This is a genomic window from Phocaeicola sp., assembly GCF_057861905.1.
Genome location: NZ_DBMACV010000028.1, coordinates 15603 through 39968, shown reverse-complemented (window position 1 = coordinate 39968; position 24366 = coordinate 15603). Strand labels below are relative to the sequence as shown.

Below are 24366 nucleotides of genomic sequence, written 5' to 3'. Positions count from 1 at the left end.
TTATTGTTTGTAATTCTTTGTAATTCAGCACTATAAAGTTACAACAATTTTCGCTAATCACCAAATTTACAAACACTTACAATTCGTCGAACTCACGTTAAACTAATACTCAATATGAACATGAAGTATGCATTAAGTAGTATGCTACTATGTTTCAGCCTGTTCTGCTTGCCAGGCTGCAACGACAATGAAACTCCCTCCAACACTCCCGACGGAGAGGAAATAGAAGAGATTATCAAAAGTTACGACTGGCAACTGGAGGGTAAGTGGAAATATGCTTCGGGCAATGACAGTGATTTTTCCCAGACACTCGTTTTCGAAAAAAACGGTAAAGGGTCTTATGATGATGGTACACTGAAATGGTACTGTTCCAACAATCAATTGTACATTGATTTTGACAACGGCAAATCCATAAAAGATTGTAACTATTCGTTTTATGGAGCAACTCTTCAGTTGAAGAATCCCCAACTGTCGTATATCCTCGATTGTCCTTTTATCGGCTCCTGGCTTGCAACCGACGCACACAACCATTTTACCGGCTCTACTTTCTATTATACTTTCGCCTCTGATGGTGGTGCCGAATGTTTCACCTTCAATACTTCCGGTATTTGGGAAAGTCAGAAATACTCGTGGTTCAGAACCCAGAACGGTATCCAACTGCTATTCAATATGACTACTACCAAGGACCTCATCTGTCAGGCGGATGCAGAGAAACTGTCGATACAAGGCGACGGAGAATTCAACCATACTAGCTAGTCCGTTCTATGGCAAATGGAAGTCCGTCTATTCACAGAATGGCATCATTAACGAAGAAGATGAGAACTTTTCCACCATCGAGCTTTACCAACGAACCCATGATGATTATGTCTACTATAAGGATGATTACTTTGTCTACTATAAGAAAGATAACAAATATGCCAGCTTCCAAGGTCTGATGTCTATCTTGCTCCCCAACAGAAGTTTATTAATAAAACCAGCCGATGGCAATGACCCTTTGTTCCTCTATTTCCGTTTTTATTATTCAAAAGATTCAGGAAAGGTTTATCTGGAACTAAGCAAAGACAACTCATTTACAGAATATACAAGATATGAATTTGTAACAGCATTATGAGCATGAAGAAAGCGATACTACTACCTATGCTGTGCCTCATCACCTTATGTGGATGTGAAAAGAGCACTGAATTATCCGAAATCACAGGCAATACAGGGAACAGTGAAAACCCTGAAACAGAAACGCCGGAAAACGGAAGTCTGACCTTTCAGTTGCATACGGATAAGACAACCTGTAACTTGCTGGATCTGACCGTTTTCTCAATTTCGTTCAATCGTACCGTTTCCATGCTGGACATATCCCATCAGTTTGATTCAATTGCATGGATAGTAGAAGATAAAGACAAAAATCTCCACTCATTCTGTATCATGGAACAAAATAAAAAGTTTTTCCAATGGAGTCACTGCTTTTATTATCCCGGCGAGTATAAAACATACCTGGCAGGATATAAAAACCAAAAAGAAACCTTCAGGAGTGATACACTCGACCTGCAAGTCGTTACAAAAGACTTTTTAGGATGGAAGTGGAACGAATTTCCCAATGAAACAGGGCAGACGGGGACAGGTACCGTAAACCTGTTCAACAGTGACTTCGAATTGACATATTATAATCAGCTGTCCGACAATGGCGTACCAGGGTGGAACCTTTACGTATTTAATTCTGCCGGAGAAGACGAACAGGCATTCTATGAAAAATCATCCGAAGCACTTTACCACTACATAACCCAAATATACGGTGCTCCTTCCATTGACAGAAATTCCCCCGAATTGACGGAAGCATTTACAGCCGATTTTGATTATCATCCTGACTATGCAACTCCTCTGGCTATTTGGGAAACAGAACAGACACGCATCGTACAGCTTCGGATTGATAAAAATTGGCCAACAGCTCGCATCTATACGGAACCGCTTTCCGAAAAATGATCTGCCTAATAAATGACAACAATCACTCCATTTTAGCATAGATAAACTTGACTTAAAGACCGAAAACCTGAAAAAAATAAAAAGCTAATTAAGAGTCTGTTGCCTTACCAAGAGAGCTAAAAGTGGTACAGCTCAAAGGTAAAAGAAAAGATGACGCCAAGCCCTTTTACTGAGTTGTTACGTAGTCAGTTTGATATCAGAGTATGACTAACGGTTTGACAATTTTTATCGGGCAGCAATAATATCTATAAGTTACAATATACAAATCTCCTGCTTTAGCCTTCATTCATTTATATGGCTGAAAGCAGGAGATTTTTTACTATTAAGTTTCAATCTATACGATTGTTACTCTAGCAATTTTCAGAAGGTTCCTTAAAAATTCTGTAGTTACATTCCTCATTTTCAAGAGGATCACTTTGGTTTGGACCATTTTTCCTTTCTCTTGGTATCATGAGTTGCCTACGTCTTAAAAACAAAACCCCATCTTTTCCAAAAGTCAGTTTTGATATACAGTCACCCTCCTAATTAGAGTAAGAAAGATAAAACCTTATTTTTCGGTCAATGTAATGCCATCCAGACAGAAATAGTTCGGAGTATTCATACCATACTCTCCTGTATCGGTAGACGCCATTTCGAAAGTAACATAAGCTGCACCAGCCAGCGGAGTCCAGTCGAACCATTCCCAAGTATTTACAACCGAGTTCTTTCCATCGCGATAGTCTGCCAAATAGAAAGTATTTCTTCCGACTTCTTTACCAGAAGCATCATGACCGATAGCTGTTACTGTAAAATAATCTCCATCGGTAAAGGGACCTTTTACCACTCCACTGCCATCGTTTCCATCTTTTATTGCCAGATAATCGTAAGTCGTGTTGGTAATGTAAGCACCCTTGAACTGATACTTATCTGTCTGCAAGTTATCCAATTGTGTAGGATTCGACAATGCTACGGTAAGATATACACTACCTTCTTTACCCTTACCTGTTATCGCACTGAGATTTAAATAGCCCGGAGTAGTTACATCGGTGGTATTAGTATATGTAAATCCGCCACCGAATCCCCAGTCGCCAAAATAGCTGTTACACTTAACCAACGATTTACTGTCTGTAAACGATGTAACCTTATACCAGTCATTGTATTGTTCACCCTCTGTGGGAGCAAACGCCGTATTAGCTTCTGTCAGCTTGTCTTCGAAACTAACTACCACATCCTGCTTTTCATTCGGAGCTGTCGGTTCATCATCGTTACTACAACTCCACAATCCTACGCATAAGCATGCGTACAAAACAAAAAATAACTTTTTCATCTGTCGTTTAATTAATTAAATGAATAAATATAGTTTACTGTTCATTTCTTATAATGCAAATTCTCTATTCCGGTAATCTCGGTAGAAAGCTCTCCTATTTGTCCACAATATTGGTTGACCGCCGTATAAATCTTCACGAAATCAATCTCATCGAGAGTTACCTTGTTACCCTGGGAATCTACCGCCCAGTCTATCTTGAACTTCGACATTTCCGTACTGTTTGGGTGATTATCGGCATACCCCCAATCGTAAGCATAGCCTACCCAAACTCCATTTTCATCAACGGCATTGTCTTTCAGACGCGTTCCACGGAACGTCAAGCGGTCACTTTCTTCCCAAAGCGGATAATACGAAGCCTGCTGATGGAACGTATTCCGATACACATAGCCTTCGTTTCCCTGATTATCCGTCCAGCGCACATCCGCATCTTCGGGCTCAGGACGATAATAGGTTATTTCGTAATTACGAATTTCCGTATTCTTTCCGTACTCACTGCCAGCCAATTCATACCACGTATCATCGGGCAGACCGTTGCCGTTCTCATCTTTCGACACCAGTACGATACCTGGTTCGGCACTTCCTCCCAGACGATCCTGCCAGGCATTCGGATTGTAGTTGGCGTTACCGTAAATCTTGAAATCGTACTCTCCGGCGACATTCGGCACAGGCTGAGAAAAGCCCAACACGATATATCCTCCATATGCCCCCAACGATAACAAGGACTTCTTCTGAAGCCGCTCGGTGGCATAGTCCAATACCTGCTGTTTGGTCGTAAAACCTTCAACGTAAGCCGTAGTAGTCGTATTCATATACTGCGTAGGTGCAGGAACATAATCGAGCACCTTATCGGCATAGGCAGCCATCCCGTCCGAATCATCCGGATTCTCCGGCGTATCGACATTGGCTGCCTCATCGCGGAACAGTACGGTATTCGGGTTCAACCCTACCCCGCTCAAACGGAACATGAGCTCACCCTCAGGTGTGAAGCACAACAAATCACCGTCTACCTGATAATTGTAGGCTTCGGTGATATATATATTACTGCTATACGGATTCACCTGAATGGAAAACGGACGCTCTATCTGGGTTCCGTCGGTGATGAACCGACTTCTCACCACCTCCCCTGTAGTCAGATTGAAAACCTTGAAGGCCGTCTGTCCGGTAGCGTAATCGTAATTATAGAGATAAGCCGTGTTGTAATCGAAGGCAAAGTCCATGACCGGCTCATCATATATCTTTTCCACTACATCCGACTGCGTGTTTATCTTCACCAGTTTATAGTCGCCTTGTTCTATCTGTTCGCCTTGAGTGGCAACCCATACACTATGATCGGGACCAGCCAATATTTTCCCCGGATTGGGACCGACCTCTATCTTCTTGCTTTCTGTAAAGGTCGACAGATCGACAACAGAAACCGTACGGTCTACTCCTATCCCAGCCCAGTCCAATCCACCGGAATTGGAAACGTAAAGTTTACCGTCCTGCACACACAAGTCCTCCGGATTACGCCCCACTTCCGTAATACCGTCTATCTCCAGCGAAGTCGTATCGATACGGACTACTGTTCCATCGTAAGAACAGACATAGGCCTTTCCTTCCTCAAAAGCAATAGCACGAGGCTGACGGGAACTGCCATTATCGGTCAGCATCGGAATCTGTTTGATGGAAAGCCCTGTCTGAAGGTCTACTACCTCTACCGTACTCGAAACATTCACAACTATATACAACTTACTGCCGTAAATATCCATGTCATTGGCCGTATCTCCCAGCCCACGATGATTCAGCGCACGGAAATAATCGTACGAACAAGTCCCCGTCTGAAACGAATACCTTGCCAGCGTACTGTTGTTCAGGTTAAACAGTCCCTCGTTCAATATATACATTTCCGCCGTTCCGTAATCCTCGACTACCCCGTTCGCCTCACCTGCCACATAAGGTTTATCTTCCAGATCGTCGCAACCGGCAAACAGGAGAGCCAGCGAACATACTATAAATACCAGCTTCTTCATGCACATCAATATTTAACCCCGACCGTAATACGGAAAGACCGTCCGGGCATCGGGAAGTTTTTCACAATTTCATAATTCTTATTCGCCAGATTCAGCACCTCGGCCGACAGGGAAATATCAGTCTTTCCCCATCGAAAACTACGACGGGCAGACACACTGTGATCGGTATATCCATTCAAACGGTTCTTGGATATATTCTGTCCCAGTGCATAACGCTTGCCCGAGAACAGCATGGAGTACGACAAATCGACCCACGGCGTTTCGAGTACGGCCTGTCCGGAGCCCGAGACACGCGGTGTATACGCTATCTGATGCTTATAGGTCTTTCCTTCCAGCGTAGAAGGATCCGGATTGGTGACATCCAGTGCCCGCTGGTACGTATAATTTCCCGACAGAGTCAGCACATACTTCTTCACCGGTTGTATGCTCAGGCTTGCCGTAAAATCTATTCCCTTTATATCGACCTTACCGAGATTGACCATGCTCCAGATAAACAGATTCTTGGTAGGTATAGCCACTATCTTATCTGTCACCCGGTTGGAATAAGCATCCACCGTAACCGAAACATAAGAAAGCCAGTTGGATACACGCTTGCTGTATGTCAGCCCGACATTCAGCTGACTGGCATTTTCCGGTTTCAGACGAATGTTCCCTGTCTGTCCGTAATACAAGTCATTGAAACTCGGCAAGCGGAAAATATCTTTATAGAAAAAACGAATACGAAAATCTTCGGAAGCAAACGGCTTAAACGATACGCTGGCATATGGAGACAATTTCCGATGCCCTCCGGCACTATTACCTTTGGCTACATCCTCATAAACCACTGTCGACAACAGAGAAGCCGAAAGTGTCATCCACTCATTGACATATTTGCCCGCCAGCGCGGTGAGCCACGAATAGCGTACAGGCTTGGCAAAATCTTTCAAGTCGCAGTTCATGCGGTTAACACTTCCGTCGGTCGAAAGAGAAAAAGAAAGACAATCCAACGCACGAAAAAGTACGGCTGCCGAAAGATAATACTCCTGCTGGAAATAACTGTTTTCACTCTGTCCGGTAGTTCCTTTATAATCAGGGTCCAGATAATGCTGGTACATCCAGTTCCATTTACCCGATGCCTGAAAGGCCCACTTACGGTTGAACTCTTTCTTATACTGGCTTTGGACAAACATATTCTTGTCCCATAAATGCTGGGAGGAATAATCGTAATACAGTGTAGTCGCATTGGGAAGTCCGCGAGATGACTGGTAATAATAAGCCTTCAGCCTCCACTGTTCCGTATCGGAGAAATTACCAAACAAGCCGGCCTCAGCACGAAAGGTCTGTACATCGGTATTTTTACGCTTTTCACGGCTGGACTGATCGCCTTCATCACCATAATATAAAGTATAAGGGTAGTGCCCGTCGGACGACATCCATTCGGCATTGGCCGTCAGTGCCCATTTCGCTCCCAGCTTCTGCTCCAGCAAGAGCGAAGGATTCAGCAATCCCCACGAGCCCGATTTCAGCGAAGCACTGAGATTCGTCGGCTTATTGTCGTGAAAAACAGGAGTCAGTGTCTGGATATTCAAGATTCCTGCCGAGGCGAAAAATCGCGCAGGCTGAAAAATCTGGTCCCCCTGTCCGTTGCTTAGTATCAGACGGTCTACGTTCTCCAGCGAAAAACGCCCGATATCCACCTGACCGGCCTGACAGTCGGTTACAGCAATCCCGTCGTATCCCACTACCGTATGCTGTGCTCCCAGACTTCGGATGGAAACCGTTTTCAGTCCTCCTATCCCCCCGTAATCTTTTACCGTTACTCCCGAAAAATGTTTCACGGCATCGGACACCTGCATCACATTCAGTGTTTTCAGTTCCTCACGGGAAAAAATCTGGAGAGGAGCGGCTGAACGTACTTCACGCGTCTGGTAACGGTCGGACACCACCACCTCCGGTATGGAATAAACCTTCGTGGTATCTACATCCTGCCCGCCATAACATCTCGCTGCAAACCCGACCAGCATTATCCAACTACATACGATATACTTCATTTTTTCATACATTATAATTACAGCCAACGGATTTCTCCGCTTCTGCGTCGCTTGCGAAAATAAAGCATCGGGGTGAACAGAAAGAATATGTACCGACAGATCATCCCACGCTTTTTCCTCGAAAGCTGTGAAGAAACTATGCATGGCAGGTCTTCTGACTCATTCCTATTGCAGACTACCTTCCCGGAAAATCATTCCAGTGGCTTGAGCGATTGCCTGCAATATACACGGAATTTACAGCAGCGGGACTGTTCAGGACTTGCACCTGATTCCCTTTTAATCATCAGATTATCCAGTGAAAAAGAGATAACCTTTTGAACCAATGCGTCACAAAGGTAGAAAGTTTTTTCAATAAGCCGAAAATATTCCGTAATTTTGTAGACAAGCAACTAAAACATATAAATTATGGCAAAAGAACTCGAATTGAAGTACGGCTGTAATCCTAACCAGAAACCGGCACGTATTTTTATGCAAGAAGGAGAACTGCCTATCGAAGTATTGAACGGACGTCCCGGATACATTAATTTCCTGGATGCACTGAACGGATGGCAGTTAGTGAAAGAACTGAAAGAAGCTACCGGACTTCCGGCCGCAACCTCGTTTAAGCATGTGAGCCCTGCAGGTGCAGCCATCGGTCTGGAACTAGACGATACGATGAAAAAGATTTACTTCGTAGACGATCTTCCACTTTCTCCGCTGGCAAATGCATACGTACGTGCCCGTGGAGCCGACCGTATGTCTTCATATGGTGATTTCATCGCACTGAGCGACGTGTGTGATGAAGCTACCGCCCGTTTCATTCACCGTGAAGTTTCCGATGGAGTGATTGCTCCGGGCTATACAGACGAAGCGCTGGAAATACTGAAAAGCAAACGTAAGGGTACATACAATATTATCAAGATAGATCCGTCCTACCGTCCTGCACCGATAGAACACAAAGATGTGTTCGGTATTACATTCGAACAAGGACGTAACGAAATCAAGCTGAACGGTGACAATCTGTTTGCCAACATTCCTACTCAGAATAAGAACTTCCCCGAATCTGCACGCCGCGATCTGATGATTGCCCTGATTACACTGAAATATACCCAGTCGAACTCCGTATGTTACGTAAAAGACGGACAGGCTATCGGTATCGGAGCCGGACAACAGAGCCGTATCCACTGTACCCGTCTGGCTGGAAACAAGGCAGATGTCTGGTATCTGCGCCAGCATCCGAAAGTTCTGAACTTGCCATGGGTAGAAAAAATCCGTCGTGCCGACCGTGACAATACCATCGATGTTTATATCAGCGACGAGCATGACGATGTGCTTGCCGACGGTGTATGGCAGCAGTTCTTTACCGAAAAGCCGGAAGTTTTGACTCGCGAAGAGAAACGTGCATGGCTGAATACACTGAAAGGTGTTTCACTGGGTTCAGACGCATTCTTCCCCTTCGGTGACAACATTGAACGTGCTCACAAAAGTGGTGTAGAATACATTGCACAGGCAGGAGGATCCGTACGTGATGATCATGTAATCGCTACTTGCGACAAATATGGTATTGCCATGGCATTTACAGGTATCCGCTTGTTCCACCATTAATAAACCGCAATAACTCACAAACGATAAAGGCGGACAACACCGGCACTCTTTTTCCGGTTGTTGTCCGCCTTTTTGTTTATCTGTTCCTTCACTCAGAATTTATATCCTACCGTAGCGAAAATAGCCAAGTTACGAGGTCCGTGTTTCCACATACGAGCCAAACCAAATTCACCTTCTATACCTACCAGATAATGACGGAAATCAAGGTTCACACCCGCTTGTATACCTGCATCGAAACGACGAAGACCATCCCATATTTTCACATTATTCAAACAAGCATCATTGAAAGTAGCCCAGGACGAAGTAACATCATCCGTTTTCTGTTCAGTTTTACCTACAATACCACAACCGATGTACCCTCCTCCGGCTATCACAACATCAAAGTTTTTAGGAGTTCCTATATGAAAAGCAGCCAAAATCGGCATTTCAAAATAATTCTGGTTGACAGTTTGCTTCGTATCACCCATCAACGAATATTTTGCACCCTTCGAAGTCCAGTTTAACCCTGTCTGAAAAGACATCCATCCTGTAAGTGGTATATCCACCCCGACTCCGATACGCTGGTTAAACAAAGCTTTTGCCGGTCCATAACCATCTCCCATCCACGAAGAAGCTCCTAAACCAATTTTTAAATTCCACATTGTTTCTTGTGCGTTGACAAACATTGCCGACAGAACACATAATACTAAGAGATACAGTTTTTTCATAGTCAAGACTGTTTATTGTTGAGAAAATAAGATACGCTTATTCCAATTAAGGTCATTGAGAAAAAGCTTCTAAAAACAAATATAAGCATATCACTCAACATTCACAATCTAAATTTTGGAAAAAGAATCACGAAACAACCATAATGACTATAATATCCGACTTTTTTACATCTTGTTCTTTCCTAACTGAAAATAAATTACCCCTGCTGTATGAATCGAACAAAATATACAACAGGGGCAACGGTTATACAACCCATACAGACTTTCTTGCCTGATTATACCTTTAAAAAGGTTGCATTAAAATTCATAATCGATACCGATAGAAATATTCTCTCCCTCGAGAGTTACGCCAAAACCATCAGATCCTTTGAAATAATCATCACGATAACCAGCAAAACCAACTTTAGTGATAAAGCTGAAGCTATGATTTAACTTAACAGCCAGCCCCGGCTTCAAACCGATTTCAAAACCATTCACAGCATCTCCATGTTCAGCTTTTGAAGTAGAAAAGCCTAAACCCATATCGATAAACAAACGTACAATTTTGTTTTCATAGAAAGAATAACGAGCATACGGAGCTATCGCAAAACTATTTATATGTGAGGATATTTTTGCATGCTCATCATCATAAGATGTAGTACCCTTATGAGAATACGATAACTCTCCACCTATAGCCCAACGTTCATTCAAGTTATAACCGAAATCAGGCGAAATCGAGAATGTATTAATGTCGGCATCACAATCTCTCCAAAGACTGATACCACCTCCCAAATACATTTCCTGTGCATACGACGACAAAGCAGCCATCAACACAACCACAAGCATTAAAATTTTCTTCATGATTACATAAAAAATTAGTTAGTTATACAAAATATGTCTAGTGCTACGTTATTAGCCTTATCCATTCTTATGACGGTTAGCCCGTCTGCGGCGATATTCTGCTTTCATTTTAGCCGATCCAGAGCCATGCAGTCCAGTAATATACGTTTTTTTCTTCGCCTTTGTCTTTACCTTATCTTCCTTCTTTACCGAAGGCGACTTACTTCCTTTAAAGACAATTCCCTCTGTAAGTATTTTCTCTATATCCATATATTTTACCTTTTTCTTTTAATTTATTTTTTCGGTACTAATTTTACATGATTTCCATTCTTGGTACACACAAGCGTACGCTTTAAAGGAGTTCCCGTTTTCATATCAAAAAGAATACTCGGATTCAAATGTTGTCCGTTCACCCTTATTTCAAAATGCAAATGTTCTGTTGTAGCTCGCCCGGTGCGTCCTGTCAGCCCGACAGGTTGTCCGGCCTTTACCGTATCACCAACAGCTACCAAATTCTTCGAATTATGACTATAAATGGTTTCCAACCCGTTAGCATGCCGCACAACAACGACCTTGCCATATCCGCCATAATGCTTTGCCATACGTACTATCCCATCGAAGACACAGCGAATGGTATCGTTCGCACGAGTCTTTATATCCGATCCACTATGTCCACCTCGCGCTCCATATGCAGATATCACCTTTCCTTTTGGCAATGGAAAACAAAATGCTGAATCCGGAAGGTTCTCTAAATGAATTTCAAAACTATTCCCCTTAGCAAAAAGCTCAGGAGTCTTTACACGAATATGGTTGCGCTCCATTACCGAAAATCCTTTCGGATCAGGCTCTGCTGCATATACAGATAATATACATCCCAACCATCCACACAGTAACAATCCAGCTCGTACTATTCGTTTCATCACTCAAAAAATACAAGTTCAACATCCTGGGCATCGGCAAACTCTTTCAGTAAGCCAATCATATAATTAACATTATCTTCCAGCCCCTCATTTCCACTATATCCGTTCATAATAGCAAGCAGATGTGTGGTGCTTTCACTTATCTTCGTGCGTTCATTATCGCTGGTAGGAGTTCCCACACCCCCTACAGCATCACGATATACCGGCATACCTTCTATATTCAGCTCGCCACGACCGATTCCCTCATAAGGTTCTCCCGCCTTACCGATACCTAATACCAGCCGATCGCCCTGTATCTTGTCCAGATCGAAGCCTCCGATGGAATGTCCGCTATATATTGAAGCCAGATTAATCAAATCTACCAATGTATCTATCTGATACAAAGGAATACCTCTCAATATACGACGACACAGAGCTTCCGAAGAAGGACGGTAACGACTAGGATCTTTACCACATTTCTTATAAGCCTGTCGGGTTGCCTGAATAGCCGGCATTTCCTTAATGGAGTCGGTTGTATATTTAGAGCGATACAAAGCTGTAAACTCCCCGATACGTTTCCACAGCTCTTCATTATATGCTGTATTTTTTACCGTAGCAAAAACTGCAGCTCCACGAAACTGAGGCCATGCATGCTTCAGCTCATCGGATACTTCTATGGTTAATTTCTTCATTGTATACTGATTTTATTATTACTTCAACAAAACTCCTGTTCAATACAAACTACGACAAAAATAGACTGTACAATTAAACAGACTCCAACATAATACCTGAAAGAATACGTCCCGAAGCAATACCCTGCCTGCGCGCGGAAAAGAAATCCGAATTTTCTTTCCAGGTACAAATGCCACTTATCTCAATATTCGAAGGTAATACTCCAAAATCAAGTAACTGCAATCGGTTCGCCTCCCACAAATCAATATGCCATTTGTCACTACGGAAAGCGATATGCTCCATATCAAAACCACTCTGTTTAAAACAATCATAGACTTCATCACCCACTTCGAAAGCTTCCAGCGATATACTTGGGCCAATACATGCTATCACATCCTTACCTTGAGTCCCATAAGTACAACTCATAATTTCCAAAGTTCTGGTAACGATACGAGCAACCGTCCCTCGCCAGCCTGCATGTATTGCAGCAACAACACGATGCTTCACATCGAAACACATCACAGGCACACAGTCGGCTGTTGATATGCAGATACATTTTCCAGAGACATCAGTTACCAGTGCATCCACCCCTTCCAGCAATGAGGTTCTTTCTGCTTCCGGCCTATCAAGAAATTCATGATCGATAATCCGTACTTCCGTACGATGCACCTGATGCGGTATAATCAATTCCTTTTCTGTGCCCGGCAGCAAATCACACAATAACTGTCTGTTTGCCAAAACATTCTCCTGTGTATCTCCGCAGTAACTATTACAATTAAAGGAAGCATACTTTCCTGTACTATACCCGCCATGACGAGTTGTGGAAAAACAAAAAATGCCGGGGTACGATTTCATCAAACCATACTCCAACATTCTTTTATCGTTTGAATACTGAATCATCACTTCTGCGGTTCGTCGTCCCAATCTACTTCCTCATACTCGTAGTCAAAATCTTCATCATCGTCAGCATCCTCATATTCATAATCGAAGTCCTCATCCTCACCCATTTCCTTCAACTCTTCCTGAAGCTTGGTTACATCTTTCGCACGGTGCACGATAGATGCCTGACGAAGTCCTTCCAAACGGTTGCTGTCTTTGTTCAATTCTTCCCACAAGATATCTTTCAACTGTTGAATGCCCATATTGGCAACAGACGAAATAAATACATGAGGTATATTTTCGGGCAATGTCGGTGTCAGCATCTCTATCAATTCTTCGTCCAGCATGTCACACTTCGTAATTGCAAGCACCCGTTGCTTGTCGAGCATCTCCGGATTAAACTTAGCCAGCTCATTCAGCAAAATATCATATTCGCGACGGATATCATCAGAATCGCCGGGAACCATGAACAACAACAACGAGTTGCGTTCAATATGACGCAAAAAACGAAGTCCAAGTCCTTTACCTTCACTTGCACCTTCTATGATACCCGGGATATCAGCCATGACGAACGACTTGCCGTCACGATAAGATACGATACCCAGATTAGGTTCCAGTGTAGTAAACGGATAATTAGCAATTTTCGGACGTGCAGCTGATACGGTAGACAAAAGAGTCGACTTTCCGGCATTCGGGAAGCCAACCAGACCGACATCTGCCAATAGTTTCAATTCCAAAATAACAGTCATCTCCTGCATCGGCTCACCAGGTTGCGCAAAACGCGGTGCCTGACGAGTAGCTGTACGGAAGTGCCAGTTGCCTAGTCCTCCACGCCCTCCTTTCAAGAGAATGACTTCCTGTCCGTCTTCGGTAATGTCGCACACATATTCGCCCGTTTCGGCATTGTATACCACAGTACCGCACGGTACTTCAATAACCTTGTCGGCACCATCTTTTCCGAAACTCTTGTTTTTCGAGCCATTTCCTCCGTGTTCAGCAAACACGTGACGCTCATATTTCAGGTGCAGCAAAGTCCAGTAATTGCGGTTTCCCCGCAAGATAACATGACCTCCTCTACCACCGTCGCCACCGTCAGGACCTCCGTTGGGCATATATTTCTCACGGCGCATGTGTACCGAGCCGCGCCCTCCCTTACCGGAGCGGCAGTAGATTTTTACATAATCAACAAAATTCGATTCAGCCATAATATTTCTTTGAAAAATTAAAAAAGCCGACCGTCAGTCAAACGGTCCTTCTGAAAAGTATACGGTTCACAGACTATCCTCTCAATCTGTTCCGCACTACTATTTATTAAAAAAGAGAACGAGAAACCTCCAAACGGAAGTTCCTGCATTCTCCGTTTTTATGTCACTTAATTAAAGTTTGTCGATAGCTGTGCAAATATCTGCAAAGATACCATCCATTGAACCCAGACCGTTGATGTGGCAATACTTACCATCATTCTTATACCAGTCAATCAGAGGAGCAGTCTGAGAATGATAAACTACCAGACGTTTCTTGATAGTTTCTTCATTATCGTCAGCACGACCTGATTCCTGTCCACGCTTAATCAGACGAGTCATCAGTTCATCTTCGGGTACTTCCAGATCAAGCATGATAGAAACTTCCTGACCACGAACCTTCAACATTTCTTTCAGAGCCTCAGCCTGAGCGATTGTACGTGGGAAACCATCGAAAATAACACCTTTGCTATCTTTGAAGCTATCGAATACGCTAGCCAGAATATCAATCATCAAAGCATCCGGAATCAACTGACCGTTATCGATATATCCTTTGGCAGTCTTACCCAGTTCTGTACCATTCTTGATTTCTGCACGCAAAACGTCACCAGTAGAGATGTGGTTCAAGCCATATTTCTCTACAATACGAGCACTCTGAGTTCCTTTACCTGAACCCGGTGCACCGAAAATTACAATGTTCAACATCTTTCTTACCTTTATTTAATTTATGAATAATTATTCTATCACTGTATAAATGTCACGGTAGTTACGTCCCAATCCGTCATAATCCAGTCCATATCCAACGATAAAATCGTTCGGAATATTCATTGCTACATAATGAATATCCAGATCCACCTTCAGTTTATCAGGCTTCACCAGCAATGTAGCGATTCTGATTTCTTTCGGATTATGTGCACGAAGCGTTTCTACCAACTGCTTCATAGTAAGTCCCGTATCGACAATATCTTCAACAATTACAACTGTACGTCCGGTAATGTCATCGCCCAGGCCTACCAGTTCCTTCACCTTTCCTGTGGAAGACGTACCTGCATACGAAGCCAGCTTCACAAAAGACACCTCACAAGGCATAGTCAAGTGCTTCATCAGATCGGCGGTAAACATAAACGAGCCATTCAGTACACTTATAAAAAGCGGGTTAGTACCAGATAAATCACGATTGATTTCGTCAGCCACACGGGCAACTTCCGTTAATATCTTCTCCTCAGGAATAAAAGTCTTAAAGCGTTTATCTTTGATCTGAATTACACTCATAATATATAACTTTATAAAATTGGGACAAAAATACGAATTATCCCTCAAACTTCTATACTTTTTTCGTACTTTTACCGACAAATAGCTATTGAGAATAAAGATGAAAATACTTAGTTGCACTCAACAAAAAGAGGCGGATGCTTATACTATCGCCCAAGGAAACATACTTTCCATCAATCTGATGGAGAAAGCAGCCTCACTGCTTACTGAAGAAATCTGCCGCCGCTGGGATAAATCCCATCGCATTGTTATATTTGCAGGTTCAGGAAATAACGGTGGCGATGCCGTAGCCGTGGCACGTATGCTGTTCCAGAAAAGCTATACTGTAGAAGTCTATTTGTTCAACATCACCGGTGTATTATCGGACGACTGCATGAAGAACGTACAACGCTTACAGGAATGTGGTTTCTCCAATTACCACGAAATCAGTACCAGCTTCGATCCTCCAAAACTGACCAAAGACGATATTGTAGTAGACGGACTTTTCGGTTCCGGCCTGAACAAACCGTTAAGTGGCGGATTTGCATCGGTCGTGAAATATATCAACGCATCACAATCTACCGTCGTTTCCATCGATCTCCCTTCAGGATTGATGGGAGAAGACAATTCAAACAATATCCGCCAGAACATTATCCGTGCCGATCTTACATTAAGCATACAGTTGCCTAAGCTTTCCTTCCTTTTCCCCGAAAACGAAGATATCGTAGGCGAATGGAAATTACTGGATATCGGCATCAATAAGACTTTCATCGAAGAAGCAGTAACTCCCTATACCATAACCGAAGCTGACGACATACGCCAGATGATAAAACCACGCGGACGTTTTGCGCATAAAGGTAATTTCGGACACGGGCTGCTGATTGCCGGTTCATACGGTATGGCAGGAGCTTCCGTCCTTGCAGCACGCGCTTGCCTGCGCTCGGGCATCGGACTACTGACTGTCCACACTCCTGTGCGCAACCATGATATTGTGCAAGCTACCGTTCCTGAAGCTATGGTACAGAACGACGTGCATGAACTTTACTTTGCCGAACCCGTAGACCTGGACAACTTCCAGGCACTTGCTATCGGTCCGGGACTGGGACAAGAAGAAGAAACCGCACTTGCTACATTCGACCAACTGAAAGAATGTTTCATACCATTGGTACTCGATGCCGATGCTCTGAATATATTCAGCACGCACCGCAATTACCTGAACCGCATCCCGAAACGTACCATCCTGACACCTCATATCGGAGAACTGGAACGTATTATCGGAAGATGCAACAACAGCTTCGAACGACTGACAAAGGCTAAAGAACTTTCTGCCTACCTGCAATGCTATATTGTACTGAAAGGCGCCTATACCGTTGTCATCACTCCCGAAGGAAACTGTTATTTCAATCCGACAGGTAATCCGGGCATGGCAACCGGAGGCAGCGGCGATATATTGACAGGTATCATTCTTGCCCTGCTTTCACAAGGTTATGCACCAGAAAACGCTTGCCGCATAGCGGTATATGTACACGGCCTGGCTGGCGATATAGCCCGCGACCGAGCAGGAGAAATCAGCATGACGGCAAGTGACATCATTGAAGCTTTGCCTGAAGCGTGGAAAAATATTACAGAAACTAAATAACAAACTATTATGAACAGAACGATTATTGCATTGGGGTTGTTGGCATGTTCAGCACATATCGCAGCACAAGACATAAACATATACACTCCGGGCAGTGATGAAGGAATCGTATACTTCCTGCCTAAGACTGCACTGGAAGTCAACATTATTGCTACACGCATCACCTACCAGCCGGGAGAGTTATGCCAGTATGCCAATCGTTACCTGCGCATGAACAACGTAAATCCCCAGCCTGAAACGTACTGGGAAATTAAACAAATTGATGTTCGTTCGGCCGGAGTACCCGATTCCACTCAGGCATATATCATTAAACTGAAGGACAAAAGTGTACTGTCTAACATCGAACTGACTGAAGACGGCATTGCCAAAGCCATAAACACTACGTTCCCGAAAGAGTACGAACAAAAGCAAGACTACGAACTGGAAAAGCCTCTTCCTCACGAAAGTACACGCAAGTACATGACAGAGGAAATTCTGATGGCAGGTTCTACGGCAAAGATGGCGGAACTTACAGCTAAGGAAATCTACAATATACGCGAAAGCAAGAACTTGATTCTGCGTGGACAAGCTGACACGATGCCTAAAGACGGAGCATCCTTGAAACTGATTATCGACAATCTCGACAAGCAGGAAAAGGCACTGACGCAAATGTTTGCCGGAACAACCGACCGTGAAGACAAGGTATTTACAGTCCGTGTCACTCCAGAAGACAATGTAAAAGATAAAATCGTCTTACGTTTTTCTCGCTTACTGGGAGCTTTGTCTACCGATAATCTGGCAGGTGACCCGATATATATCAGTATTAACAGCACAGTTCCGCTGCCAGCCGCAACCGACGACGGTAAGAAAAAGAAAAAAACCGAAGGAGCCATCTACAACATTCCAGGAAAAGGACATGTTTCTGTAAGCTATCAGGGAAAGAAATATTTCGAAAACGATTTGCCCGTTACCCAATTCGGTTCAACTGAAGTATTGGTTAATGACCTGTTCAATAAGAAAATCAATACACGCGTTGTATTCAATCCGGCAACTGGAGCAATTCTGAAGATAGAAAAAGACTGATTCCAATTATACTAAAAAAAGTCATGGGGCTGCACCGTCAATTAATCCTCGGTACAGCCCCATTACTTTTTTTCTCTGCGATAAAGCCTTACACATAAAAAAAACACCTCCGCAGAAGTCCACCTGCAGAGGTATTTTATCAATCATTTTTTCAGGAACAGTCCGTTTCCTGCTTATAATCCAAAAGCAATTATTTGATGTTAGCCTCTTCCAGTTTGTATCCGAACTTCTTGTCGGCTACTTTCAGCGCAAAGGCGATTATCAATGACAGCACTGCAAGACCTGTAAAGATGCACATCGGCAACGTATAATCGTATAGATTCGCACCATTTACCTTTCCTACAATACAATATTTATCCAGCACAACACCAATCAAAGTAGGTATACCCCACAGTCCGATATTCTGAATAAAGAAAATCAATGCATAAGCAGTGCCCAACTGATGAGCAGGGAATATCTTGGCAACCGAAGGCCACATGGCAGAAGGTACCAGCGAAAAAGCAACACCCAGTATAATCATCAGCACGATGGCTACCAAAGAACTGGTAACAAAAGGCAGTGCATAAATACAATGTACCCCAATCAGCATGGCAGCACCCAGCATCATGATAGAAGCAGCCTTACCACGTTTATCGACCATTCCACCGAATACCGGAGTAAGGAACAAAGCGCCCAAAGCAGGAAGTCCGGCAAAGAATCCGGCAACACTTTCATCGATGCCATATTTACTGATCATCAATTCGGAAGCAAACTTCTGGAACGGGAATACACATGAATAGAACAATACGCAAAGCAAGGCAATCAACCAGAAACCCGGATTAGAAAGAATTTTGGCAACATCCTTGAACGAGAATTTTTCTTCCGGAGAATTGTCCACTTCAGCCTCAATCTGGCGGTCCAGCTTCTTATCCAATACAGAAAATGCAAAGAAAGCAATCAAACCACCTACCAGACATACCAGTCCGACCAGTACCGGAGTTGTAATATCGTAAGCACGCGCCATCGGGATAGCCACTGCATAGGCAGCCTGCGAACCCACACGAGCCAGCGCAACCTGAACGCCCATTGCTGTAGCCATTTCCTTTCCACGGAACCATTTTGCAATCATCTTGGTAACGGTGATACCCGCAACTTCTGCTCCCACGCCAAAGACAGAGTAACCAGCCGATGCCACGAATACACTTACCTTATATCCCAATATCGTACCGGTAGCATCTGCCATGCCAGTCATGGCATAATATTCTACTCCTGTACCCAGCACCATCAGTATAGTAGCCAGTTTTCCGGTAAAGCGAATACCAAAACGGTCAAGTATCAGTCCACCCCATATCAACATCAGGAAGAAAACATTCAGAAAGCTGTATGCCCCCGTAAAGAGTCCAAACTCACTACTATCCCACTTCAAATCGGTTTCAAGCATCGTCTTCAACGGTGCAACAACATCATTTACGTAATACGCAGCCATCATTGTGAAAGCAACGATAGCCAATGCTCCCCAGCGGATAGCCCGGGAATCATTCAGTCTTTTGAGATTCTGTTCTTTCATCTATTTTTTATTTATTTTTATATATTCCTTAAAAATGCGACAAAGATACGTTTTTTTTCATCGTTTCTATTTCATTTTTCAAAATATGTTCTAACTTTGTAACAGAACGTAACACACATTTAAGGTAAAACGCGTGCAAAGTTCTATAATCAATTTCATTCCATCAATAAAAAGAATCAACCATGAGAAAAACAAAAGTTACAGTTCTTTGCGCCGTAATGAGCGGAAGTCTTCTATTTTCCTCTTGCATCGGTTCATTCGGACTTTGGAGCAAGCTTAAAGACTGGAATCAAGGATTAGGCAATAAATTTGTAAACGAAATCGTATTTTTGGCATTTCATATCGTACCGGTATACGAAGTTGCTTACATAGCCGACATCGTAGTACTGAACTCCATCGAATTCTGGTCGGGTTCAAACCCCATTGCACAAGTAGGTACAGAAAAAACAATCCAAGGTGAAAATGGTGAATACCTTGTACGTACCAACGCCGACGGTTACACCATTATTAAAAAAGGAGAAGAAGACAAACCTCTGGATTTAGTATACAATAAAGAAAACCGCACATGGAATGCGGTAGCCGAAGGACAGACATTCGAACTGATAACCATGAACGAAGACGGAACCATTACATTCAAACAGAAAGATGGTACTCCGATGACTGTTACCCCCGACATGATGGGACTGTCTACAGCACGTGCCACACAAAACGGTTCGTTATTCTTCGCTGCAAAATAAGCAATCAATCGAAAACACACATACACACAGAGAAATGTGCTGGAATTTTATAGAATAAATTCCGGCACATTTTCTTTTATACAGCAGTGTCTTCCCTGTCCGGTAGCGGTACACAGCAAGTCGGCAAACAAATTCAATAAAAAAAGCAGCCTCTCCACCACGGAGAAGCTGCTTCACTATTATAATTAAGGTGTATAAAGTCTTTATTATCTACCTGTCATTAGCACTGAGCCAACTTACCGTCTGAGCCCAATACGTTGATGATTTTGTGCTTGTAAAGTTTTTCCATGTTATCACGAGCCGGGCCCAGATATTTACGTGGATCGAATTCAGCTGGTTTTTCAGCGAATACTTTACGGATAGCAGCAGTCATAGCCAGACGAGAGTCTGAGTCGATGTTGATCTTGCAAACTGCAGATTTGGCAGCCTTACGCAACTGATCTTCAGGAATACCGATAGCTGCTTCCAGTTTACCTCCGTATTTGTTGATAGTATCAACTTCTTCCTGAGGAACTGAAGAAGATCCGTGAAGAACGATAGGGAATCCAGGAAGTTTCTGCATTACAGCGTCCAGAACAGCGAATTCCAATGGAGGAGGAACCAGACGACCTGTAGCCGGATCAACGTGGCACTGTTCCGGTTTGAACTTGTAAGCACCGTGAGAAGTACCGATTGAGATAGCCAATGAATCGCAACCTGTACGAGTAGCGAAGTCGATTACTTCTTCAGGGTTAGTGTAAGTGTGGTGTTCTGCAGAAACTTCATCTTCTACACCAGCCAATACACCAAGTTCACCTTCAACTGTTACGTCGAACTGATGTGCATAGTCAACTACCTTCTTAGTCAAAGCTACGTTTTCTTCGTAAGGCAGGTGAGAACCGTCGATCATAACTGAAGAGAATCCCATGTCGATGCAAGATTTGCAGAGTTCGAAAGAATCTCCGTGGTCGAGGTGCAATACGATTTCAGGATGAGCGCAGCCCAATTCCTTAGCATATTCTACAGCACCTTCTGCCATGTAACGCAGCAAAGTCTGGTTTGCATAGTTACGAGCACCTTTAGATACCTGAAGAATAACCGGAGATTTTGTTTCTACAGCTGCTTTGATGATAGCCTGCAACTGTTCCATATTATTGAAGTTGAATGCAGGGATAGCGTATCCACCTTTGATTGCTCTGGCAAACATATCTCTAGTGTTTACCAAGCCTAATTCTTTGTAATTAACCATTGTTGTAAATTTTATAATTGTTAGTGATTAAATTCCATACGCAAATTTAAGAAGAAATGTCACAACTCTTTTCTTCCGCCGATAAAAAAAGTGTTTCAACCATGCACATTTTGACTTAAATCATTTCGATTTTGCCTAAAAACACCTTAGTATGCAAAGTGTATGTTACAAATATAACTGCCGTATCCGTCCTTTCAAAAAGTTAAAACAAGCCTCTGTTTTCATCATTACAGGCCGTACAAGAAAGCATTTTTACACCTTATAATATATGAAAAACGACATATCTTCCGAAAAAGCTCCCTGCCTCGGATTACATCCGACAGTTCTTTATATAAAAAATTGCACAAATCATTTTCTATTTCAAAGAAAAGCAGTATCTTTGCAACCCGAAACAGACCATTACACACTTGTTTTGCAGTGTTACCACATATAGCAAATAATAACAATAAAAGTATATACTGAAATGAAAAAAGGCATTCATCCTGAAAACTACCGTCCGGTAGTATTTAAAGACATGTCAAACGGTGACATGTTCTTGTCACGTTCAACTTGTGCAACTAAAGACACAGTAGAATTCGAAGGCGAAACTTATCCTTGTGTTAAGTTGGAAATCTCTAGTAGCTCTCACCCGTTCTACACAGGTAAATCTAAATTGGTAGACACTGCAGGACGTGTTGATAAGTTCATGAGCCGTTACAACCGTATCAAGAAGTAATTATTACTTGCCGATATATAGAATCGGGCGTTTCTTTCACGTGGGAAACGCCCGATTTTATTTTATTCCCTCTCTTCCTTTTCTTCCGGCATTCGGTCAGAATGCCGTGCCGTCCGCAACAGCCGTTTTCTTCTCTTCCGCCTTTATCCGCCTCCGTCTTTTACGCTCCGGCATAGTCTTCCCTGCAAGGTAATAGCTGTTCATAAATCTTTCCCGACCTTTTATTACATGCTTCCCGAGAACAGTATAAAAACGTCTTGACGTTTTCCGAAAATTTGTACAAAAAATAATCTTTTTTGTACAAAAAAAGAAGGCATTGCCACGAGAGATTCTACCCTCTCCCAGCAATGCCTCAACAATATCAGCAAGAACTTTTCAGAAAGCCTTACTTTGCAGTATCTTTTGCACGTATTTCCACACGGCGAATCTTTCCGCTGATAGTCTTTGGAAGCTCGTCGACAAACTCGATGACGCGCGGATATTTGTAAGGAGCAGTCACACGCTTTACATGATCCTGCAATTCTTTTATCAGTTCCGGACCGGCTTTCTGCTTGTAATCCTTTGCCAGAACAATAGTAGCCTTTACCACCTGACCACGTATTTCATCGGGCACACCGGTTATGGCGCACTCAACAACAGCCGGATGAGTCATCAAAGCACTTTCTACTTCAAACGGGCCGATACGGTAACCCGAGCTCTTGATTACATCATCGGCACGACCTACAAACCAGTAGTATCCGTCTTCATCGCGCCATGCCACATCTCCTGTATAATATACTCCGTCGTGCCATGCTTCACGCGTCAGTTCCGGATCACGATAATATTCCTTAAACAATCCCAGCGGCTTGCCCTTATCGGTACGGACAACTATTTGCCCCTGCTCACCATCCTCGGCCGAACGACCGTCGGGAGTCAGCAAATCGATATCGTACTGCGGATTGGGCACTCCCATGCTGCCCGGTTTGGGATCCATCCACGGGAAAGTAGCAAGAGTAAGAGCTGTTTCTGTCTGTCCGAATCCTTCCATCAGACGGATGCCTGTAATTTTCTTGAATGTTTCATAAACCGAATAGTTCAAAGCCTCGCCGGCAGTAGTACAATATTCCAACGAAGACAGGTCGAACTTGCTCAAGTCCTCACGAATCAAGAAACGGTAGATGGTAGGAGGCGCACACAAAGAAGTAATATGATAATCGTGAATCTTCTGCAAGATATCGGCAGGCGTAAACTTTTCATGATCGTATACAAAAATATTAGCCCCGGCAATCATCTGACCATAAAGTTTTCCCCATACAGCCTTACCCCATCCGGTATCGGCAATCGTAAGGTGAAGACTATCTTCATGCAGATTATGCCAGAAACATCCCGTCGCAATATGTCCCAGCGGATAAGTAAAGTCGTGTGCCACCATCTTAGGTTCTCCGGTAGTACCCGAAGTAAAATACATCAGCATGATGTCGTCATTCGTATTCACATGTTCCGGACGCACAAAAGGAGCAGCACTTTCAATACCCTTGTGGAAGTCCTCAAAACCTTCCGGATAATCCGGTCCTACGCTGACCAGCTTCTCTACGCTGGGAGATTCAGGCATTGCATCCAGTATATGCTTGGTAATAACTTCTTCACCCGCAGCCACAATCATCTTGATAGTAGCAGCCTTGCAGCGGTAAACGATATCTTTTTTTGTCAGCAAATGAGTAGCAGGAATAACAATAGCGCCAATTTTATGCAAAGCCAGAATGGAGAACCAGAATTCATAACGGCGCTTCAGAATCAGCATGACCTTATCACCATGACCTATACCGAGGCTTTGAAAATAAGAAGCCGTCATATCGGTATATTTCTTCAGATCGGCATAAGTAAACTGAATATGTTCTCCTTTGTCGTTTGTCCAAAGCAAGGCATTCTTTTCCGGACGCTCTGCTGCCCAGGCATCCACTACATCGTAACCGAAATTAAAGTTTTCGGGGACTTTTATCTTGAAATGCTTTATAAAGTCCTCTTGCGAGGTAAAGCTTGTTTGTTCCAAAAATCGTTCTAACATATATTATATCGATTGTTTTTAGTA

At 43.3% G+C, this 24366-nt stretch carries 23 protein-coding genes and 1 riboswitch; of the genes, 8 read left to right on the top strand and 15 right to left on the bottom strand.

Annotated elements, in window-relative coordinates; translation table 11 throughout:
- Window positions 1-114 precede the first annotated feature (114 nt).
- From ACZM60_RS07385 to ACZM60_RS07375, 3 genes are read left to right on the top strand one after another with little or no spacing between them, the layout of a single operon-like run.
- Window positions 115-756, top strand: coding sequence for a hypothetical protein (locus ACZM60_RS07385; RefSeq protein ID WP_489521172.1), 642 nt, complete (start codon window positions 115-117; stop codon window positions 754-756).
- Window positions 704-1111 (top strand): hypothetical protein, encoded by a 408-nt coding sequence (locus tag ACZM60_RS07380; RefSeq protein WP_489521171.1) that lies wholly within the window; start codon window positions 704-706, stop codon window positions 1109-1111. Before ACZM60_RS07385 ends, ACZM60_RS07380 begins: the two co-directional genes overlap by 53 nt.
- A gap of 2 nt (window positions 1112-1113) precedes the next feature.
- Window positions 1114-1974: a hypothetical protein gene (locus tag ACZM60_RS07375; RefSeq protein ID WP_489521170.1), complete on the top strand. Its 861-nt coding sequence runs from the start codon at window positions 1114-1116 to the stop codon at window positions 1972-1974.
- Between the two features lie 547 nt (window positions 1975-2521).
- On the opposite strand, the gene ACZM60_RS07370 is transcribed toward ACZM60_RS07375, so the two are convergent.
- The 3 genes from ACZM60_RS07370 to ACZM60_RS07360 are packed head-to-tail and all read right to left on the bottom strand — an operon-like array spanning window position 2522 to window position 7292.
- Window positions 2522-3280, bottom strand: coding sequence for a DUF4465 domain-containing protein (locus ACZM60_RS07370; protein ID WP_021970746.1), 759 nt, complete (start codon window positions 3278-3280; stop codon window positions 2522-2524).
- 41 nt (window positions 3281-3321) lie between these two features.
- Window positions 3322-5295 (bottom strand): YncE family protein, encoded by a 1974-nt coding sequence (locus ACZM60_RS07365; protein ID WP_489521169.1) that lies wholly within the window; start codon window positions 5293-5295, stop codon window positions 3322-3324.
- Complete coding sequence (locus ACZM60_RS07360) at window positions 5295-7292, bottom strand: TonB-dependent receptor plug domain-containing protein (protein WP_489521173.1); 1998 nt, start codon at window positions 7290-7292, stop codon at window positions 5295-5297. The genes ACZM60_RS07365 and ACZM60_RS07360 overlap by 1 nt, the downstream gene beginning before the upstream one ends.
- Window positions 7293-7447: 155 nt before the next feature.
- Window positions 7448-7658: riboswitch (cobalamin riboswitch) on the bottom strand.
- 66 nt (window positions 7659-7724) lie between these two features.
- On the opposite strand from ACZM60_RS07360, the gene ACZM60_RS07355 reads away from it, so the two are divergent.
- A complete protein-coding gene (locus ACZM60_RS07355) occupies window positions 7725-8903 on the top strand; it encodes a phosphoribosylaminoimidazolecarboxamide formyltransferase (protein WP_294595088.1) in 1179 nt (392 codons plus the stop codon).
- 92 nt (window positions 8904-8995) lie between these two features.
- On the opposite strand, the gene ACZM60_RS07350 is transcribed toward ACZM60_RS07355, so the two are convergent.
- From ACZM60_RS07350 to hpt, 9 genes are all read right to left on the bottom strand, one after another.
- Window positions 8996-9610: a porin family protein gene (locus ACZM60_RS07350; protein WP_489521168.1), complete on the bottom strand. Its 615-nt coding sequence runs from the start codon at window positions 9608-9610 to the stop codon at window positions 8996-8998.
- A gap of 297 nt (window positions 9611-9907) precedes the next feature.
- Window positions 9908-10450, bottom strand: coding sequence for an outer membrane beta-barrel protein (locus tag ACZM60_RS07345; RefSeq protein ID WP_021970751.1), 543 nt, complete (start codon window positions 10448-10450; stop codon window positions 9908-9910).
- A gap of 57 nt (window positions 10451-10507) precedes the next feature.
- On the bottom strand, window positions 10508-10699 hold the full coding sequence (locus ACZM60_RS07340; RefSeq protein WP_418586918.1) for a hypothetical protein: 192 nt from the start codon (window positions 10697-10699) through the stop codon (window positions 10508-10510).
- A gap of 23 nt (window positions 10700-10722) precedes the next feature.
- The gene (locus ACZM60_RS07335; protein ID WP_021970753.1) at window positions 10723-11349 is read right to left on the bottom strand and encodes a M23 family metallopeptidase; all 627 of its coding nucleotides are present in this window, start codon (window positions 11347-11349) and stop codon (window positions 10723-10725) included.
- Window positions 11349-12020: a B3/B4 domain-containing protein gene (locus ACZM60_RS07330; RefSeq protein WP_418586943.1), complete on the bottom strand. Its 672-nt coding sequence runs from the start codon at window positions 12018-12020 to the stop codon at window positions 11349-11351. Before ACZM60_RS07330 ends, ACZM60_RS07335 begins: the two co-directional genes overlap by 1 nt.
- A gap of 73 nt (window positions 12021-12093) precedes the next feature.
- Complete coding sequence (gene pgeF / locus ACZM60_RS07325; protein WP_021970755.1) at window positions 12094-12900, bottom strand: peptidoglycan editing factor PgeF; 807 nt, start codon at window positions 12898-12900, stop codon at window positions 12094-12096.
- Window positions 12900-14084, bottom strand: a complete 1185-nt coding sequence (obgE, locus tag ACZM60_RS07320; protein WP_021970756.1) for a GTPase ObgE — start codon at window positions 14082-14084, stop codon at window positions 12900-12902. Before obgE ends, pgeF begins: the two co-directional genes overlap by 1 nt.
- Window positions 14085-14255: 171 nt before the next feature.
- Window positions 14256-14825: an adenylate kinase gene (locus ACZM60_RS07315; RefSeq protein ID WP_021970758.1), complete on the bottom strand. Its 570-nt coding sequence runs from the start codon at window positions 14823-14825 to the stop codon at window positions 14256-14258.
- Window positions 14826-14855: 30 nt separating this feature from the next.
- Window positions 14856-15392, bottom strand: coding sequence for a hypoxanthine phosphoribosyltransferase (hpt, locus tag ACZM60_RS07310; protein WP_021970759.1), 537 nt, complete (start codon window positions 15390-15392; stop codon window positions 14856-14858).
- A gap of 100 nt (window positions 15393-15492) precedes the next feature.
- Between hpt and ACZM60_RS07305 the strand changes: the two genes are divergently transcribed.
- Entirely contained in the window at window positions 15493-17010 is a 1518-nt protein-coding gene (locus tag ACZM60_RS07305) for a bifunctional ADP-dependent NAD(P)H-hydrate dehydratase/NAD(P)H-hydrate epimerase (protein ID WP_021970760.1), read from the top strand.
- A gap of 9 nt (window positions 17011-17019) precedes the next feature.
- Complete coding sequence (locus ACZM60_RS07300; protein ID WP_489521167.1) at window positions 17020-18072, top strand: DUF4831 family protein; 1053 nt, start codon at window positions 17020-17022, stop codon at window positions 18070-18072.
- Window positions 18073-18262: 190 nt separating this feature from the next.
- Here ACZM60_RS07300 and ACZM60_RS07295 read toward each other — a convergent pair whose 3' ends face one another.
- Entirely contained in the window at window positions 18263-19618 is a 1356-nt protein-coding gene (locus ACZM60_RS07295; RefSeq protein WP_340319743.1) for an MFS transporter, read from the bottom strand.
- A gap of 182 nt (window positions 19619-19800) precedes the next feature.
- On the opposite strand from ACZM60_RS07295, the gene ACZM60_RS07290 reads away from it, so the two are divergent.
- On the top strand, window positions 19801-20355 hold the full coding sequence (locus tag ACZM60_RS07290) for a DUF3332 domain-containing protein (RefSeq protein ID WP_021970763.1): 555 nt from the start codon (window positions 19801-19803) through the stop codon (window positions 20353-20355).
- 220 nt (window positions 20356-20575) lie between these two features.
- On the opposite strand, the gene ACZM60_RS07285 is transcribed toward ACZM60_RS07290, so the two are convergent.
- Entirely contained in the window at window positions 20576-21583 is a 1008-nt protein-coding gene (locus ACZM60_RS07285) for a class II fructose-bisphosphate aldolase (protein WP_340319744.1), read from the bottom strand.
- 463 nt (window positions 21584-22046) lie between these two features.
- Here ACZM60_RS07285 and ACZM60_RS07280 point away from each other — a divergent pair, with 463 nt between their 5' ends.
- On the top strand, window positions 22047-22298 hold the full coding sequence (locus tag ACZM60_RS07280; protein ID WP_007571099.1) for a type B 50S ribosomal protein L31: 252 nt from the start codon (window positions 22047-22049) through the stop codon (window positions 22296-22298).
- Window positions 22299-22683: 385 nt separating this feature from the next.
- Here the strand turns inward: ACZM60_RS07280 and ACZM60_RS07275 are convergent, their stop codons facing one another.
- The gene (locus ACZM60_RS07275; RefSeq protein ID WP_021969880.1) at window positions 22684-24342 is read right to left on the bottom strand and encodes an AMP-binding protein; all 1659 of its coding nucleotides are present in this window, start codon (window positions 24340-24342) and stop codon (window positions 22684-22686) included.
- Between the last annotated feature and the right edge of the window lie 24 nt (window positions 24343-24366).

What these genes read in the sequence shown, in the direction of transcription:
- ACZM60_RS07385 (WP_489521172.1), top strand. Translation starts at nt 115, where the DNA reads ATGAACATGAAGTATGCATTAAGTAGTATGCTACTATGTTTCAGCCTG.
- ACZM60_RS07380 (WP_489521171.1), top strand. Translation starts at nt 704, where the DNA reads ATGCAGAGAAACTGTCGATACAAGGCGACGGAGAATTCAACCATACTA.
- ACZM60_RS07375 (WP_489521170.1), top strand. Translation starts at nt 1,114, where the DNA reads ATGAAGAAAGCGATACTACTACCTATGCTGTGCCTCATCACCTTATGT.
- ACZM60_RS07370 (WP_021970746.1), bottom strand. Translation starts at nt 3,280, where the DNA reads ATGAAAAAGTTATTTTTTGTTTTGTACGCATGCTTATGCGTAGGATTG.
- ACZM60_RS07365 (WP_489521169.1), bottom strand. Translation starts at nt 5,295, where the DNA reads ATGTGCATGAAGAAGCTGGTATTTATAGTATGTTCGCTGGCTCTCCTG.
- ACZM60_RS07360 (WP_489521173.1), bottom strand. Translation starts at nt 7,292, where the DNA reads ATGCTGGTCGGGTTTGCAGCGAGATGTTATGGCGGGCAGGATGTAGAT.
- ACZM60_RS07355 (WP_294595088.1), top strand. Translation starts at nt 7,725, where the DNA reads ATGGCAAAAGAACTCGAATTGAAGTACGGCTGTAATCCTAACCAGAAA.
- ACZM60_RS07350 (WP_489521168.1), bottom strand. Translation starts at nt 9,610, where the DNA reads ATGAAAAAACTGTATCTCTTAGTATTATGTGTTCTGTCGGCAATGTTT.
- ACZM60_RS07345 (WP_021970751.1), bottom strand. Translation starts at nt 10,450, where the DNA reads ATGAAGAAAATTTTAATGCTTGTGGTTGTGTTGATGGCTGCTTTGTCG.
- ACZM60_RS07340 (WP_418586918.1), bottom strand. Translation starts at nt 10,699, where the DNA reads ATGGATATAGAGAAAATACTTACAGAGGGAATTGTCTTTAAAGGAAGT.
- ACZM60_RS07335 (WP_021970753.1), bottom strand. Translation starts at nt 11,349, where the DNA reads ATGAAACGAATAGTACGAGCTGGATTGTTACTGTGTGGATGGTTGGGA.
- ACZM60_RS07330 (WP_418586943.1), bottom strand. Translation starts at nt 12,020, where the DNA reads ATGAAGAAATTAACCATAGAAGTATCCGATGAGCTGAAGCATGCATGG.
- pgeF (WP_021970755.1), bottom strand. Translation starts at nt 12,900, where the DNA reads ATGATTCAGTATTCAAACGATAAAAGAATGTTGGAGTATGGTTTGATG.
- obgE (WP_021970756.1), bottom strand. Translation starts at nt 14,084, where the DNA reads ATGGCTGAATCGAATTTTGTTGATTATGTAAAAATCTACTGCCGCTCC.
- ACZM60_RS07315 (WP_021970758.1), bottom strand. Translation starts at nt 14,825, where the DNA reads ATGTTGAACATTGTAATTTTCGGTGCACCGGGTTCAGGTAAAGGAACT.
- hpt (WP_021970759.1), bottom strand. Translation starts at nt 15,392, where the DNA reads ATGAGTGTAATTCAGATCAAAGATAAACGCTTTAAGACTTTTATTCCT.
- ACZM60_RS07305 (WP_021970760.1), top strand. Translation starts at nt 15,493, where the DNA reads ATGAAAATACTTAGTTGCACTCAACAAAAAGAGGCGGATGCTTATACT.
- ACZM60_RS07300 (WP_489521167.1), top strand. Translation starts at nt 17,020, where the DNA reads ATGAACAGAACGATTATTGCATTGGGGTTGTTGGCATGTTCAGCACAT.
- ACZM60_RS07295 (WP_340319743.1), bottom strand. Translation starts at nt 19,618, where the DNA reads ATGAAAGAACAGAATCTCAAAAGACTGAATGATTCCCGGGCTATCCGC.
- ACZM60_RS07290 (WP_021970763.1), top strand. Translation starts at nt 19,801, where the DNA reads ATGAGAAAAACAAAAGTTACAGTTCTTTGCGCCGTAATGAGCGGAAGT.
- ACZM60_RS07285 (WP_340319744.1), bottom strand. Translation starts at nt 21,583, where the DNA reads ATGGTTAATTACAAAGAATTAGGCTTGGTAAACACTAGAGATATGTTT.
- ACZM60_RS07280 (WP_007571099.1), top strand. Translation starts at nt 22,047, where the DNA reads ATGAAAAAAGGCATTCATCCTGAAAACTACCGTCCGGTAGTATTTAAA.
- ACZM60_RS07275 (WP_021969880.1), bottom strand. Translation starts at nt 24,342, where the DNA reads ATGTTAGAACGATTTTTGGAACAAACAAGCTTTACCTCGCAAGAGGAC.